At 38.1% G+C, this 16105-nt stretch carries 15 protein-coding genes and 1 riboswitch; of the genes, 12 read left to right on the top strand and 3 right to left on the bottom strand.

The features are described from left to right. Nucleotides 1-49 precede the first annotated feature (49 nt). The 6 genes from LS684_RS13555 (at nucleotide 50) to LS684_RS13530 (ending at nucleotide 6727) form a co-directional block, all read left to right on the top strand. Nucleotides 50-766 (top strand): response regulator transcription factor, encoded by a 717-nt coding sequence (locus tag LS684_RS13555; protein WP_233806692.1) that lies wholly within the window; start codon nucleotides 50-52, stop codon nucleotides 764-766. Next, nucleotides 763-2538, top strand: coding sequence for an ATP-binding protein (locus tag LS684_RS13550; protein ID WP_233806691.1), 1776 nt, complete (start codon nucleotides 763-765; stop codon nucleotides 2536-2538). The genes LS684_RS13555 and LS684_RS13550 overlap by 4 nt, the downstream gene beginning before the upstream one ends. A gap of 200 nt (nucleotides 2539-2738) precedes the next feature. Further along, nucleotides 2739-3287 (top strand): RNA polymerase sigma factor SigX, encoded by a 549-nt coding sequence (sigX, locus tag LS684_RS13545; protein WP_233806690.1) that lies wholly within the window; start codon nucleotides 2739-2741, stop codon nucleotides 3285-3287. Next, nucleotides 3262-4488 carry a hypothetical protein gene (locus tag LS684_RS13540; RefSeq protein ID WP_233806689.1) on the top strand — a complete coding sequence of 409 codons (1227 nt, stop codon included), beginning with the start codon at nucleotides 3262-3264 and terminating at the stop codon, nucleotides 4486-4488. The genes sigX and LS684_RS13540 overlap by 26 nt, the downstream gene beginning before the upstream one ends. Before the next feature lie 336 nt (nucleotides 4489-4824). Then, nucleotides 4825-5790 carry a peptidoglycan DD-metalloendopeptidase family protein gene (locus tag LS684_RS13535; RefSeq protein ID WP_233806688.1) on the top strand — a complete coding sequence of 322 codons (966 nt, stop codon included), beginning with the start codon at nucleotides 4825-4827 and terminating at the stop codon, nucleotides 5788-5790. Nucleotides 5791-5914: 124 nt separating this feature from the next. Further along, on the top strand, nucleotides 5915-6727 hold the full coding sequence (locus LS684_RS13530) for a histidinol-phosphatase (protein ID WP_233806687.1): 813 nt from the start codon (nucleotides 5915-5917) through the stop codon (nucleotides 6725-6727). 403 nt (nucleotides 6728-7130) lie between these two features. Here the strand turns inward: LS684_RS13530 and serA are convergent, their stop codons facing one another. Further along, nucleotides 7131-8705, bottom strand: a complete 1575-nt coding sequence (gene serA, locus LS684_RS13525; RefSeq protein WP_233806686.1) for a phosphoglycerate dehydrogenase — start codon at nucleotides 8703-8705, stop codon at nucleotides 7131-7133. Between the two features lie 234 nt (nucleotides 8706-8939). Beyond that, nucleotides 8940-9074, top strand: a riboswitch (FMN riboswitch). 163 nt (nucleotides 9075-9237) lie between these two features. On the opposite strand from serA, the gene LS684_RS13520 reads away from it, so the two are divergent. Beyond that, a complete protein-coding gene (locus LS684_RS13520) occupies nucleotides 9238-9819 on the top strand; it encodes an ECF transporter S component (protein ID WP_233806685.1) in 582 nt (193 codons plus the stop codon). 297 nt (nucleotides 9820-10116) lie between these two features. Here the strand turns inward: LS684_RS13520 and LS684_RS13515 are convergent, their stop codons facing one another. Beyond that, a complete protein-coding gene (locus LS684_RS13515) occupies nucleotides 10117-10365 on the bottom strand; it encodes a ferredoxin (protein WP_233806684.1) in 249 nt (82 codons plus the stop codon). A gap of 301 nt (nucleotides 10366-10666) precedes the next feature. Here LS684_RS13515 and LS684_RS13510 point away from each other — a divergent pair, with 301 nt between their 5' ends. The 5 genes from LS684_RS13510 (at nucleotide 10667) to LS684_RS13490 (ending at nucleotide 15196) form a co-directional block, all read left to right on the top strand. After that, on the top strand, nucleotides 10667-11725 hold the full coding sequence (locus tag LS684_RS13510; RefSeq protein WP_233806683.1) for a YpbB family protein: 1059 nt from the start codon (nucleotides 10667-10669) through the stop codon (nucleotides 11723-11725). After that, nucleotides 11716-13212, top strand: a complete 1497-nt coding sequence (locus LS684_RS13505) for a RecQ family ATP-dependent DNA helicase (RefSeq protein WP_233806682.1) — start codon at nucleotides 11716-11718, stop codon at nucleotides 13210-13212. The genes LS684_RS13510 and LS684_RS13505 overlap by 10 nt, the downstream gene beginning before the upstream one ends. Nucleotides 13213-13223: 11 nt before the next feature. After that, the gene (locus LS684_RS13500; RefSeq protein WP_233806681.1) at nucleotides 13224-13811 is read left to right on the top strand and encodes a CPBP family intramembrane glutamic endopeptidase; all 588 of its coding nucleotides are present in this window, start codon (nucleotides 13224-13226) and stop codon (nucleotides 13809-13811) included. Nucleotides 13812-13906: 95 nt separating this feature from the next. Then, nucleotides 13907-14578 carry a LysM peptidoglycan-binding domain-containing protein gene (locus LS684_RS13495; protein WP_233806680.1) on the top strand — a complete coding sequence of 224 codons (672 nt, stop codon included), beginning with the start codon at nucleotides 13907-13909 and terminating at the stop codon, nucleotides 14576-14578. Nucleotides 14579-14737: 159 nt separating this feature from the next. After that, nucleotides 14738-15196, top strand: a complete 459-nt coding sequence (locus LS684_RS13490) for a YpbF family protein (RefSeq protein WP_233806679.1) — start codon at nucleotides 14738-14740, stop codon at nucleotides 15194-15196. A 339-nt stretch (nucleotides 15197-15535) separates the two neighbouring features. Here the strand turns inward: LS684_RS13490 and LS684_RS13485 are convergent, their stop codons facing one another. Then, complete coding sequence (locus LS684_RS13485; RefSeq protein ID WP_233806677.1) at nucleotides 15536-16105, bottom strand: manganese catalase family protein; 570 nt, start codon at nucleotides 16103-16105, stop codon at nucleotides 15536-15538.

Here is a 16105-nt window from a genome sequence, read left to right as displayed (position 1 = left end):
GCGGTGAGGGCTTTTTGGTTAAAACACTATTTACTGGGGGATGTTATTCATGGAAAAAGATGTGAAAATTCTGGTTGTAGATGATGAAGAAAGAATTCGCCGTTTATTAAAAATGTATCTTGAAAGAGAGAACTATACGATTGATGAAGCGGAAGATGGGGAAGTTGCGTTAGAAAAAGCGCTGACTAATGATTACGATCTCATTTTATTAGATCTAATGATGCCAGGAAAAGATGGAATTGAAGTATGCCGTGATCTTAGGGAGAAAAAGGCTACTCCAGTTATTATGCTGACGGCAAAAGGAGAAGAGGTCAACCGCGTTCAAGGCTTCGAAGTGGGGACGGACGATTATATCGTCAAGCCGTTTAGCCCAAGAGAGGTTGTATTACGTGTGAAGGCATTACTACGCCGTTCGTCTAAAACAAGCTTCTTACAAACGGAAACGACAACAAAGGATGTTATTGTTTTTCCACATTTAACAATTGATAACGATGCTCATAGAGTTTTAGCGGATGGGAAAGAAGTCAGCTTGACACCAAAGGAATACGAATTGCTCTATTTTCTAGCCAAAGCTCCTGATAAAGTGTTTGACCGTGAGCAGCTTTTGAAAGAAGTATGGCATTATGAATTTTTCGGTGACTTACGAACAGTCGATACTCATGTTAAACGTTTAAGAGAAAAGCTAAACAAAGTCTCAGAGCAAGCAGCCAAAATGATTGTAACAGTTTGGGGTGTAGGCTATAAATTTGAGGTTGTCAATGAATGATGTTTTGGCGGAGTGTTGTAGGTAAGCTTTGGTTTACCATCCTTTTATTAGTTTCATTTGTTCTATTAATCCTAACTGTAATGCTTTTGGAGTTTTTTGAGAATTATCATGCCAAGGAAACGGAACGAGAGTTGACAAATACAGCTTTAAAGATTGCGGAGATGCTTGAGGAGCACGAGCTTTCAGTAGGGCTTGAGATATCATGGGAATTAGTAGATGATGTGACAAGTGTTACCGTAATAAAAAGCACCAATGAGTATTATTCGTCTCCTGCAAGTGAGGCGAATATCGAACTTCCAATCTCTTATTTCCTTGATGATGAAGAACTGTCGTATGTTCTTAAAACGGAAGAACCGGTTAAGAAGATTTCCTCTCCGGCTATGATGAATTCAAGTGAGGATCTAAGAACTTTAATTATCGGTGTCCCTTTCCGGTTGAAAACAGATGAGACTGGGGCAGTTTACCTCTACCAATCATTAGAGGTTATTCAGGAAACGACGAAAACGACAACCAAATTTATCTTTTTAGCTGCAGGCGTTGCGATCATTTTAACAACGATATTTGCTTTCTTTTTATCAACGAGAATCACTGCACCGCTTCGGAAAATGAAAGAAGCTGCCTTCGAGGTAGCAAGAGGAAAATTTGATACGAAGGTGCCTATCCTAGATCAAGATGAAATTGGTGAGCTAGCTACGGCCTTCAATCAAATGGGAAGACAATTAAAATTCAATATAAGTGCCCTTAGTCAAGAAAAGGAGCAATTAAAGAGTATTTTAAGTAGTATGGCAGACGGCGTAATTACCTTTAACCGAGATGGGACAATCTTAATTACCAATCCACCTGCGGAGCGCTTTTTGCAAAATTGGTATTATGAGCAAGGTTCAACAAGTACAAACTCGTCTGCCGTCCCTTCAGAGGTAATGGAGCTATTCCAATTAGCTGTTAATACTGAAAAGGAGCAAGTGGGTGAAGTCTCCATTCAAGGTCGTTTTTGGGTGATTATTGTAAGCCCGCTTTACAATCAAACCTTTATCCGCGGAGCAGTCGCTGTTGTTCGCGATATGACTGAAGAGCGACAGCTTGATAAGCTTCGAAAAGATTTTATTGCCAATGTTTCTCATGAACTCCGTACGCCTATTTCTATGATGCAAGGCTATAGTGAAGCCATTGTAGACGATATTGCGCAAACGGATGAAGAAAAGAAAGAGATGGCAAAGGTTATTTATGATGAATCGCTACGAATGGGTAGGTTAGTAAATGAATTATTAGACCTTGCTCGAATGGAAGCAGGGCATATTCAATTAACGGTAGAAAAGATAGATATTCATCCTTATTTACAGCGAATTATTCGGAAGTTTCATGGACTTGCAAAGGACAAGGAAATCCATTTGAATGCAGATATACAAGTGGCTGAGGATGCTTTTCAATTTGACCCTGATCGCATTGAACAGGTGCTTACCAATTTAATTGATAACGCCATTCGACACACCCCGAAAGATGGTCGTGTAATTGTATCGGTGAAATCGGATGACCGCGGACTTCATATGGAGGTAAGTGATTCTGGTTCAGGCATTCCAGATGAAGATCTTCCGTTTGTTTTTGAGCGATTTTATAAAGCGGACAAGGCGAGGACAAGAGGTCGTTCTGGTACGGGACTCGGCTTAGCGATTGCTAAAAATATTATCGATGCACATAAAGGCTACATTTCTGTCCAAAGCAAGCTTGGTCAAGGTACGACATTTTCCTTTTTTATTCCGCGAATTTCTGAATAATATATCGGTAAATGGCGATTGTTCTTGATTCATGAGAAACATTTGACCAGAATAATGAACGCTTTGTAAGACAAATGATAAAAGCAAAAGGAAGGTTTTCCCTTGAAAGCCTTCCTTTTTATTCGGAAAAATAATATATTTAAAGATGTAACTTTACATACTGATTTTACGACTAATATGATGAACGGGGAGGGAAACCAATGGACTCCGTGTTTGATGAATTATACTCAAAATATCATCAGGACGTATTTCAATTTCTTTTTTACATGGTGAAAAACCGGGAACAGGCGGAAGATCTTGTTCAGGAAGTATATATACGAGTGTTAAAATCATACGAACGATTCGAGGGAAAAAGCAGTGAAAAGACATGGTTGTTCTCAATAGCACGAAATGTAGCCATTGATTTCTTTCGTAAGCAAAAAAGTTGGAAGAATCGAATACTAGAAAAGTTTGACTGGTCGACTCAGCAAGTTCAGGACGATCATCCAATTCCTGAGGAAATTGCCGTGCAAAATGAAGAAATTCAGTCGATTTATGATTGTTTAGACAAATGTACGCTTGATCAAAAAATGGTGATAATTATGCGTTATTTACAAGAGCTTTCAATAACAGAGACAGCTGAAGCGTTAAACTGGACAGAAAGTAAAGTGAAGACGACACAACACCGAGCGTTAAAGGTGTTAAAAAAGGAAATGGAAGAAAAATGGGGCAAGGAGGGGACCAATGTTGAAAAAACAGGAACTAGATGAGAATCAGCTAGAAGAAATTCTACGTCAGATGCCTAAAATAATAGACAATCGTGACCCTAGAGACGTGTACCAAAACATTTCCTTGAAAATGGAAAAAAGAAAACGAAAGCGATGGGTGATGCCTTCAGTTGCAACTGTAGCTGCTGTCATTATTTTGGCTATCCTCTCTCCAAACCTATTGAATCTACAAAATGGATCATCCGATTTAGCATTTGATACGGCAGAATCGAAGAATGCAACTTTTGAAATGGCAAATGATGCAGATCGTAGTGCAGAAAATAAAGTAGAAATATATAAAAAGGATGAGGTAGAGTCAATAGAAGATGATTCAACAGCCTTAACTGGATTGGAAGAGCCGAAAGAAATAGTTCAAGCTGTGGATACAAGTGCTGTATATGAGGCAGATATTAGGGAGAATGAACAAGTATTTACCTATGCGATCCCAGATGTAAATGCACAGATCATCGTACCCGTTAGCATAGTTGTTCCACGAAATGAGGACAATTCGTTAATGGATGAATATAATAACTACATGAGTCAACTGCAAGAGGAAGAATGGGGTTTAAGTGAATACTATCCTTTTAAAGGAATTATCTCTTATGATGAATCAAGCCGAATAATCAATGTGGATCTAGCAAAGGATCACCCGTACGGAGAAGGTTCTGCTGCGGAATTGATTTTTAAAAATGTTCTATCCTATGAATTAGCAGCATTTGATATCGAAAAAGTAATGCTCTATACAGATGGAACTCCAGGCGTTATGCTAGGGAATACGGGCCTAATAAGTGAAATTCCTGTTGAAGATCTAGGAAAGCGTGCATTTTACTTTCATTATGCTAAAGGGGTAGAAGAACCGTATATTGTACCTTCAGAAGAGCGATACAATACAATCGAAGAGGCATTTCGTACCATGTATAAGGATGTATCTCACTTAGGATTGAAAGCCGCATTAGCAGCGGATATTCAAATGGAACAGATTGAAAAGTCGGCGAATAACCTTACAATCCACTTCTCAGAAAATACAGATCTAGCAAGCCTTGAGCAGGCAACAAATGTAATCGAGGCGATTTTGCTTACCGCGAAGGATTATGGATTTGAAAATGTGTTATTTAAGAATACAAATAGTAAACAGATTGGTTCATTTGTGATGAGTGAACCCATCCCAGTTCCATTATCAGCTAATTATAAAAGCATTGAATAATCTAGAATAGTTGAAGAAGCCTGTTGGCATTCGTTAACAGGCTTTTTTGTATTTTTTAAGAAATTCCATTTTAGTGATCAATGGGTGTATCTAAATCGATTTCCTATCATCGTGGTGGAAGGTTGACCGTTTTTTCCTTTTTTTTGCATAAAATTGCTTGTGAAATTCATATACTATCAGATGTGCTTTTTCTTAATCTCTTTCATAGACGAAGAATTCCAACAGTTCCTTCTCCTTCCATCGACAATAAAGTCACTTCATTCATCGGATTTGTAGTGATAATTATGTACGAGCTGTCATAGTGTGTAAAAGAGAGTAAATTCAAGGAGGAAAAAAATGGGAGACTACATAAAAAGGTTTTTAATTGCCGGAATAATGGCTCTTTGTGTTAGTTTATTGTTTCTTGGTGGAAAGCACTCTCAAGCTGCTATGCTAAATATAGAGGAATTAACAAAAGAGTGGGTATGGCCTTCAAATGGGGTAGTAACCGATACATTTGGAACGAGGCACGGACACCATAAGGGGATTGATATTGCTGCAGAGGAAGGCTCACCGATCTATGCTGTCGATAAAGGAACGGTAACGAAGTCTTACTATTCATATACGTATGGTCATGTCATTTTTATTAAACATGAGAACCAGCTCGAAACGGTATATGCTCATTTAAAAAAGCGCAACGTGGACGAGGGTCAAACCGTTGAAAGAGGAGACATCATTGGAGAGATGGGAACAACTGGTGACTCTTCAGGTGTTCATTTACATTTTGAGGTGCATCAAACGGAGTGGACATATGATAAAACAAATGCAATTGATCCAGTATTTGCACTAGGAGATGCTACATTGGGGCAGACTGTACATGTACTATTGGAGCCGGCTCATTCGAAGGATGTAATGGAAACAATAGCCTCACATAGGGCTATTATTCAAGATCACTTATCCATAGGTAAAGATCATTTTTCAATAGATAGTGAATTAAAATCAGAAGTAGAGTCAAGTGTTACTGAGGAAAGGCTCATCCATCAGGTTAAGCCTGGAGACACTCTTTGGTCTCTTGCTGAACAGTACGATATGACCGTGGAACAAATTAAGCTTCAAAATGGTTTAGCAAGCGATCGGATTGTGGAAAACCAGGAAATTATTATTACAAGCGAGAATAAACCGTATATTGTTCAAGCTGGAGACACATTAACATCCATTTCAATAAAAGTGAATGTTTCTGTACAAGATTTGATGAATCTCAATGGCTTAAAAAATGATGTCATCAAACCAGAGCAGGTGCTAGTAATTCAAGCAGAACAATAGCAGTTTTCCTGATAACTGCTAGTTATGCTCCAGTAGTTAGGTGTATATCTAGCAGGATTCTCTTGCTCCCAGATATAGAAAAAAGTATAATGGTAGAAAAATCTGGGAAGGTATAGGTGGATACATGCTAACGGACTATCATAACCATTTGGAAAAAGGGACATTAAGTCTCGAGTATTTAAAGCAGTTTACCGATATGGCTAATCACAGAGGAATTGAGCACTTTGGGATTTCTGAGCATGCATATCATTTTTATCAAACAGCAGATATTCTGCGAAATCCTTGGGTGGATGAACGGCGTTATTATGATATGAAGGATTATGTTGCCCTTTTTCATCAAGCTTGGAGAGAGGGAATGGATGTAAAAATGTCCATCGAGATGGACTATACACCTGGTAAACATAAAGAAATGGAGAAGTTCATTCATGGATATGAATTTGACTATGTAATTGGCTCGATTCACTGGATTGGTGACTTTGGAATCGATCTAGCCGAATACATAGAGGAATGGGATAAGCGTGATCTACATGAAACATATACAAAGTACTTTGATCAAGTAGTGACGCTAGCGGAATCGAATTTGTTCGATATTATTGGTCATATTGATTTGGTGAAAATATTTAAATATATTCCAAAGGAAGAAGAGTTTTTGCTCGCCCAGTATGATCGTGCAACAACTGCTCTAGCCAATTCAAAAACATGCGTAGAGGTAAGTACGGCAGGCTTACGTAAGGTCGTGAAAGAATTGTATCCTGATAAGAGATTGCTCCAAATGTGCTATCAAAAAGGAATTCCCATTGTGCTGTCTTCGGATGCCCATCTTCCGAAAGATGTTGGGGCAGATTATCACCAAGCTATTAAACTAGCAAAAGAAGTGGGATATCAAACCATCATGACGTTCTCAAAGGGTGAGCGGAAGGAAGTACCATTAGGGTGAAATGTAAGTAGAACAGAACACAATGATAATTAACAAAGAGGCTGGGACATACGAATTTCAGTCAATGGTATATCCGAACTATTAGGAGTTATTTTCTTATATTAGTTCGGGTATTTTTGTGTGTTCGGAAAACAAATTATTAAAAAATGGTGGAATGGAGCGGAAGAGACTCGACTACTAGGGAAATAGAGGAAAGGCTGAGACACCAAAAGCGGCAGCGAGGAGGGTCAGGTTCCTCCCCGCGGAAAGAAGGTGTCTGCAGCACAGGTGGAACGAACTTAATTTTCCACCAACCTATTTAAAAAAAGTCATTGTTCGTCTTTGAGAAGGAGTCATTTAGTTATGGCCCAGCCTCTTTTGTCATCTATTCATTTACTTGTTGAAACTATTTGTAGCGTTCGGTTTACACAACAATTCGATTAATCGATACGATGTCATCGAGCGCCTCTAAATAGTGAAAAGGTTCGTCTTCAAGGTGTTTATCAAATGAGAGGAGCATAATGGCTTCCCCGCCTAGTTCTTTTCGTCCAACCTGCATGGTGGCGATATTTATTTCCTGGCTACCCAAAATTTGCCCAACTCGACCAATTACTCCAGGGCGGTCCATGTGTTGAATATATACTAAATTTCCTTCTGGGTGAAAATCAATGCTAAAGTCGTTTAACCGGATGATACGAGGACCATAGTTCTCAATATACGTTCCAATCATTGTAAACTGCTGGTTTTCTCCCTTTGCTGTAACGGAAATGCTGTTTGTATATCCAAACGAATGAGAGGTAATCTTTTCACCCACCGTAATGTCACGTTCTTTTGCTGTGTGCAAGGCGTTTACTTCATTTACATATCCATCAATCCGATCGGTAAAGAATCCAGAGAGTAAGGCTTTTGTTAAATAGGTTGTTTCAAGATCTGTAACGGTTCCAGAATAGCTAATTGATAATTCTTGAACTGGTTGCTTCATAAGCTGAGAAATCATCGACCCCATCTTTTTCGCAAGGGGATGGAACGGGCGAATCTTTTCGAAAATATCTTTAGACATAGAAGGGAGGTTAATCGAGTTTGAGACGGGTTTATCTTCAAGAAATAAGCGAACTTCCTTTGCTACTTGAGTAGCTACGTTCAACTGGGCTTCCTTCGTTGATGCACCTAAATGTGGTGTGACAATGACCTCTTCAAGCTTTACTAAAGGATGATCACCCGGTGGCTCGTTTACAAACACATCAAGAGCGGCTCCAGCAACATGACCAGAAGAAATCGCCTCAGCCAGTGCTTCTTCGTCAATAATTCCTCCTCGAGCACAATTGAGGATGTACACACCTTTCTTCGTTAAGGGAAGTGTCTCTTTGTTTAATAGCCCTTTTGTTTGGGGTGTAAGTGGTGTATGGACTGTAATTATATCTGCTTCCTTTAAAACGCCTTGTAAGTCCTGTAGATGAACTCCAAGCTTTAAAGCACGATCTTTTGTAAGAAAAGGGTCAAATACATGGACATTCATACCGAATACTTTGGCTCGCTTCGAGAGCTCAGTGCCTATTCGACCTAACCCAATAATTCCGAGGTTTTTTCCATACAGTTCACTGCCTATGAAGTGGTTTCGCTTCCATTCTAAATTCTTTACTGACTGATGGGCTTGTGGAATCCGTCTAACTAGAGAAGCCATCATGGCAAAAGTATGCTCAGCTGTTGAAATCGTATTTCCATCAGGTGCATTAACAACGATGATGCCTTTTTTCGTAGCGGCTGCTACATCAATATTATCTACTCCTACTCCTGCACGTGCAATGATTTTTAATTGAGGCATTTTTTCTAAAAGTTCTTCATTTACCTTTGTGGCACTTCTAACTAACAACGCTTCTATTCGTTCTAACTGTACGTGAGGAGAGTCAACTTTCTGCTGAATAACTTCTACATTATCCATATCTAGCAATGGTTGAAGACCGTCCTCCTGAATGGAATCTGCAACTAAGACTTGGATCATGACATACACCAACCTTTTTACACCAATTTTCTGACTATTTTACAAAACGAACATTCAGCTGTCAATTGCTAAAATTGTTCATGTTTAAAATGTAAACGCTTTAATATAAAAAAGTGCGAAATTAGTACCTTTTTTTCGTTAAGAATAAAATGAGTGGTGGAAAATGGCTTTGAAACAAATATCTTCACAAGAGGATTGTTTTTCAGTATAATAAAAAATGTATAAAATAATATGGTCTATCTTCGGGGCAGGGTGAAATTCCCGACCGGCGGTGATGAGATAATTCTCTAAGCCCGCGAGCCTGTTTTTGGGGCAGGATTTGGTGTGATTCCAAAGCCGACAGTAAAGTCTGGATGGGAGAAGATGGAGGTTCTGCAAACATTCAAAAAATGCAGGTTTTGAATGTTTATTAAGCGTGCCTTTCAGATATTTCTCCCTCAAGGTGTATTCTTGAGGGTTTTTATTTGTCATGCATGCGAATTGCTGAACCTTTCCTTCTTTAGGGGATGGTCCTTAAAAAGGAGAGAACAAAATGAAAAAATTTAATGTTAAGGCTTTAGTTGCAATTGGGATGCTTAGCAGTATCTCGTACGTTTTAATGGTGTTGAACTTTCCAATCCCACCATTTCCACCGTATTTGATGATTGACTTTAGCGATATTCCTGCATTGATCGCCGCGTTAATCTTCGGTCCTGTAGCGGGAATATTAGTTGAATTATTTAAAAATATTTTAGATTATTTTATGACTGGAAGTGCAACAGGTGTACCAGTTGGACACATCGCTAACTTTATTGCAGGCGTATTGTTTATTTTACCAACTTACTATTTATATAAAAAATTGAATTCATTAAAAGGAATGACATTTGCTTTAGTAGTAGGTACCATTTCAATGGCGGTTATTATGAGTGTTCTAAATTATTTTGTAATTTTACCAGCTTATACGTTTTTCTTGAATTATCCTGCGATGTCAAGTGAAGCGACTCGCCAAATGGTTGTATCTGCGATATTACCTTTTAATGTGGTAAAGGGACTGTTAATTGCCCTTGTGTTTATGCTCATGTTTACAAAAATGCAAACATGGATTCAAAAACAAACTGTTTATCGAAATGCATGATGTTAATTGATCGACGTAGGTCGTTCCATTGATTACTGATAAAAAAGGGATTGAGAGCACATTCTCGGTCCCTTTTGTGATTTAAGGGTGAAGAAGATTGATTCCGCTCCAGGCACTTGCTTTCCGGGGGGCGGCCAGTAAGCTTCCTCATCGCTAACGCATATCAGGAGGCTCTCTTGTAACGTTAATCCCAAACTATACTTCAATGATAAAAGTGGTATTCAAAATTCGGGCATAAAAAAATCCCCTTTCAAAACGAAAGAGGATCTTTAATAGTAACTTAACTTAGTCATGTGCTTATTCGAATTTAGTTGCGTCCCCTTCAAATGGCTCATCAGCAACTTTGATAGAATCAGTTGGGCAACCTTCCATAGCGTCCATCATATCGTCGATTAATACATCTGGAATTTCAACGATTCCTTCGTTATCATCAAGCGTTACGAATGCAATGCCCTCATCATCGTAATCGTAAATATCTGGAGCAGCAGCTCCGCATGCACCACAAGCAATACAAGTTTCTTTGTCTACAATCGTGTATTTTGCCATGAAAAAACCTCCCAAAGATTAAAAGAAATGGTTATCTAATAATTTGCTTCCAAAATGAATGGAAACTCGTTCCTCATAGACTATTTTATAGCTGTTTGTAGGACATTTCAATAGAAAAAGTATTGAGAATGCTTATCATACAAGGATTTCGCCGATGTATCGACGAAATTTTGCATTTTAAGACAATTTGTTTTTTCTTTCATGATAAAATAACTAGTAGTAGGAAAAAATTCAAAAACCCACTTGGTTTATTATGACCATATTCCTGTTGAACATAAGGGTTTTTCATTGTGGTGATAACATGGATCTTTCTTTTTTTAACCAAATCATATTACATTGCCTATCGAGAATTAATGGAGAACGAACTTCTGCCTCCATTTTTCATTTAATTAATGGAAAAAAATCATCCCAAACGATACAGGATGCACATTTGTTTGGGCTAACCTCATTATTTGGGCTGTTTCCAAACATAACAAGAATTCAGTTTGAGAATTGCATAACAGTTCTAAAAGAAAGGCAGCTCATATTAGAGGAAGCAGAATTATATTATTCTATAACCGAAAAGGGAAAAGAAGTCTTGGAATCCTTGTTGCCCAAGGGGCTGTCAGTATATTTAAAAGGATGGCAATACCATCATCTGACACAGCACTTTTGGGAAAGATTATCGCTACTTATTCAGGTTGTTTCAAACTTAAGTGTGCAAAATGCAACGTATTTGCCAATTCAACGAAATGAGAACGTTCATAATTGGTTAAAGTATTACATTTCTTCCTTTACCAATCGAAAAGAGCTCGCTGAGCAATTACATGATGAATTAGTGAATTGTCTAGAACTGGCGAACGATATTATTCCAGAAGTAATCATTATTCGCTTAACTGGATCACAGCATATTGGGTTAACAGAATACCAGGCAGCAGAGTATCTTCAAATGGAGCCATCCTATTATCATTATGAATTTGTAAAGACAATCCATTTTATCCTTGAGACCGCAAAGAATAACAAAAATAACTTTCCGATACTATATGCTATTTTTTCTGATCTTGTGCTAGAAGTACCACTAACCCAATCAACCAAAAAGACATTTGAAATGATTGAAAAAGGGTACTCTACGAAAACAATTGCTGATATACGGAGATTAAAGGAAAGCACCATCGAGGATCATATTGTAGAGATTACCTTGAACGTCGCAACATTTGATATTTCTTCTTATGTAAGTAAAGCAGAACAAGTAGCGATCTTAGATGCAGCCAGAAGGGCTCCATCCAAACAGCTTCGTCATATTAGGGAGCTGACAAATGATCTAAACTATTTTAAAATACGTCTCGTATTAGCTAAGTTTGGAGAGAAGCCATGGAATTAAAGGAACAGCTTAATACCTATTTTCAATTTGATCATTTTCGCCCTGGACAGGAAGAATCAATTGCATCCATCATGAGAGGTCAGCATACCATTTCTATGCTTCCAACGGGAACAGGGAAGAGCTTATGTTATCAATTATCTGGCTATTTGCTAGATGGACAGGTTCTTATTGTTTCTCCTTTACTTTCCTTAATGCAGGATCAGGTAGACCAAATGAAAATGCGTGGTGAAAAGAGAGTCGTTGCAATTAATTCCTTCTTAACAAACGAAGAGAAGAAAAAGGTATTTCAACATCTAACCTATTATAAATTTATTTTCATCTCTCCTGAAATGTTGACAAGCTCGTATGTTTTAGAAGCGTTAAAAAGGATCAACATTACCCTATTTGTCGTAGATGAAGCCCATTGTATATCCCAGTGGGGGTATGATTTTCGCCCGGATTATTTGAAGCTCGGTGAAGTACGGAGTCAATTGAATAAGCCACTAACTTTAGCTTTAACAGCAACGGCAACAAAAGAGGTTTTTGCAGATATCGTTCAGTCGTTACAATTGGACGACTGGAAAGAGGTGCTTTTTTCGGTTGATCGAAAAAATATTTCACTGAGGATCGAGCATCTTAGCTATTATGAAGAGAAAATGAGCCGTCTCGCAGAGCTAGTGTCCTATCTTCAAGGTCCAGGGATTATTTATTTTTCTAGTAAGAAAATGGCCGAAAAGACAGTCCATTTTCTGCAAGAAAAAGGGATATCACGAGTGATGGCCTATCATGCCGGACTTGGAAGTGAGGACCGAATTCTTATTCAACAGCAATTTATCCATAACCAGCTCGATCTCATATGTGCGACAAGTGCATTTGGGATGGGGATCAATAAAGAGAATATCCGCTATGTTATTCATTTTCATATGCCATTACAGCTTGAATCATACCTTCAAGAAATCGGAAGAGCTGGCCGCGATGGTCTACCAAGTATAGCAATTCTGCTTTCGGCACCTGGGGATGAACAGCTTCCCATTCAGCTGGCTGAGGGAGAGCTCCCAAGTGTAGTGCAAATTGAACGGATCGAGCAATGGCTAATTGACCATTCCCATGTAATCAACAAACTCGACAAATATGAAGAAGAGCTTAAAATGATTGGTGGACTTACAGATGTTCAATTTAGATTGATTAAGGATTATGTACTACATTCTCCCGCTGGAGCACTTGATACAAGAATGCCATTAGATGAATTCAAGTCTCTTATGGAGAAACGAATTCAACTCAAAAAGGAAAAAATTAGGACCGTGTCACATTGGATTCACACAAGTATGTGTAGAAGAGAAGGGATTCTACAGTATTTTGGTGAGGAACGTACAGTCGAAGTAGAAAATTGTTGTGATTGTTGTGGAATAGCCATGAGTGATTTCCGTGAGCAAGTGCAGGGTAAAGCACCATCGGAAAATCGATTTAGTTGGAAGAATTATTTATCTAAGATTTTATTAAATAAGTGAGATGTCGAATAATGAAGAATAAATATGAGCAAGTCATAAAAGAAATTTCAGATCGGGAGCTCTTCTTCCATTTGTTTGCTACGCAAATTTTACTATTAACGATTGCCTTTATTTTAGGTATTATATTATTTAACAGCTATTCCGCATTTTTCGACTTGTTTCTTTGGGAAGACTGGCGGATATTGTCTATTGGTGGATTGGCTGGACTTGCTGTTGTGTTCTTGGATTTATGGTTAATGAAATGGCTTCCGAAAGCTTTGTATGATGATGGGGGCTTAAATGAGAAGTTATTTCAAAATAAAACTGTCATTCAAATTGCGCTAATTGCCGCAATGGTAGCAATTAGTGAAGAAATTCTCTTCCGTGGTGTGATTCAAACCCACTTCGGGTTAGTCTTATCGAGTGTAATTTTTGCACTCGTTCATTACCGTTATTTATTTAATTGGTTTCTATTTATCAATGTCACTGCCCTTAGTTTTTTAATCGGATACATCTATTTCCTAACGAATAACCTACTTGTTACAATCTTTATGCATTTTGTTATTGATTTTCTCCTTGGAGTGATGATTCGAATGAAACAGGGGAAGCCGGCAAATTAATTATGTATTATGGGAATTAACGAAAGAAGTAATTTTATATGTATGATACGGTTCTTACCTGATCACAATTCTGATGGACAAAGAAGGGATAATGAATGAGGAACGAAAATCCTAATAAAGATCAAGCGGACCAATTGCGGAGAAAAATAGAAAACGTAGACAAGAGTGAAAAAAAGCCATCAAAAGGGTTGCCACCAAGAGCATCTATTCATCGTGAAAAGAAAAAGAAAAATAAGTTCAAAATTAAGTATCCGCTCATTAAGTTATTAGCTCTAATTTTCATCCTACTTCCAATTACGATTTTTAGTATATATACGTACAAATCCAATGAGGCTACCTTCAAGAAAACGGCTGGAGAGAGTAGTGGATTTGAAACCGTTAATTTCGAAACGAAAATTGAGAAGAAAGAAGCGAATAAGAAAGAAGACGAGGAAGGCAAATCGGACGAGACCTCTGAACAGAGTGATAATCAATCTAAAATTGACATAGACGAAAGTAAGCCAAAAACAACAGTTGTAGCTCCGCGAACTTCAAATAGCTATGCAGATGATAAAAATGAAAACTCAAAAGTGGAGTCTGAAGATAAGGCCTCCGAAGATGAAGGGAAAGTACTGTACCATCAAGTAAATGCAAACGAAACGTTATACAGGATTGCGATGAAATATTATCAATCACAAGAGGGAATAGAGAAGATTAAAAAGGCGAACAACATTCAAGGAAATGAAATTCAAGCAGGGCAGATATTGAAAATTCTAGTAGAAGAATAAAACGAGACTGTTTCAGGAGTAAGCAACTCCTCTATGAAACAGTCTTTTTATTTGGATTATTGAACCATAACCATTTTTAAAGGATAACTTTTATTTTCCTCATACATATACGGATGGACAAGTTCATATATTGTTCTTGAGAGAGGAGGGGAGAAGCCAATGGAATCACCGATTATTATGCTTGACGACAGAACGGATCAAGCTACAAGACAGATGCTGCAAAAGGTTGTGGAGCGGAAGAAAAAGTTTGATCGTTACAAGCTAAGGCACTTATTGGTAGTCTATTCTACCATTTCCCTTGCGTTTTTATATTTTATATATTTGTATTACACCATATTAGAGCCTTATTCTTATTCTTTTTTTGCGATATTTTCTGCCTATGTCAATCAATCAATTAATCTTTATCTTCTGATCTTAACTGTGGGGCTTTATGGGTTAATGAATCTCTTAAAGGAAAAACGGGAAAAGGCTGAAAAAGAATTCCATGCATTGCGTTGTGAAATCATCGATAAGAGCAAGGACCTTTGGAAGAGAGAAGAAGAATGGAAAAGTCGACACCTTGTCTTTGAAATGATGAAAAAAAACTATGATATTAACCTCTTTCATGAAAATAAATGAGGCTGGGACATAACTAAATGACTCCTTCTCAAAGACAAACAATGACTTTTGTAAAATAGTTAGGTTGTAAAAACAAGTTCGTTCCACCTGCACTGCAGACACTCGCTTTCCGCGGGGAGGAAGCTTAGCCTCCTCGCTGCGCTTTGGTGTATGTCTCAGCCTATCCTCTATTTCCTTTAGTAGTCGAGTGTCTTCCGCTCCATTCCACTAATAAAAAAATCGTTTTCCGAACAAACAAAAATACCCGAATTAGTAAAAGAAGGTCACTCCTGATCGTTCGGAAATATAATTGGCTGACATACGTATGTCCCAGCCTCACTGAATCATCGAATGAAGATATTAAAAGAATTTTTTGCGATCACGTTCATCTTTAAGTATTTCAACGGCTTCTCGGAATCGTTGTGAATGGATGACTTCTCTTTCACGTAAGAACCGTAATCCATCATTTAAGTCGGGGTCATCACTCATATTAATGATCCATTGGTATGTGGCCCTTGCCTTTTCCTCTGCTGCAATATCTTCATATAAATCTGCAATTGGATCCCCTTTGGCCTGAATATATTGAACGGTAAATGGGTTTCCTGCAGCATCATGATAGAATAGTGCTTTATCATGGTTCGCATAATGTGCTCCAATTCCAGCCTCTTTCAACTGCTCAGGGGTTGCGTCTTTTGTTAATTTATACACCATTGTCGCAATCATTTCCAAATGGGCAAACTCTTCAGTACCGATGTCATTTAACAGTCCAATTACTTTATCAGGCACAGTGTAGCGTTGGTTTAAATACCGTAAGGCAGCAGCTAGCTCACCGTCAGCACCGCCATATTGCTCAATCAAATATTTGGCGAGTCTTGGATTACAAGTGCTTACCTTTACAGGATATTGAAGTTTTTTTTCATAAACCCACAT

The sequence above is a fragment of the Cytobacillus spongiae genome, from assembly GCF_021390075.1.
The sequence above is the reverse complement of the archived record's forward strand: the minus strand, read 5'-3'. Positions and strand labels throughout refer to the sequence as shown.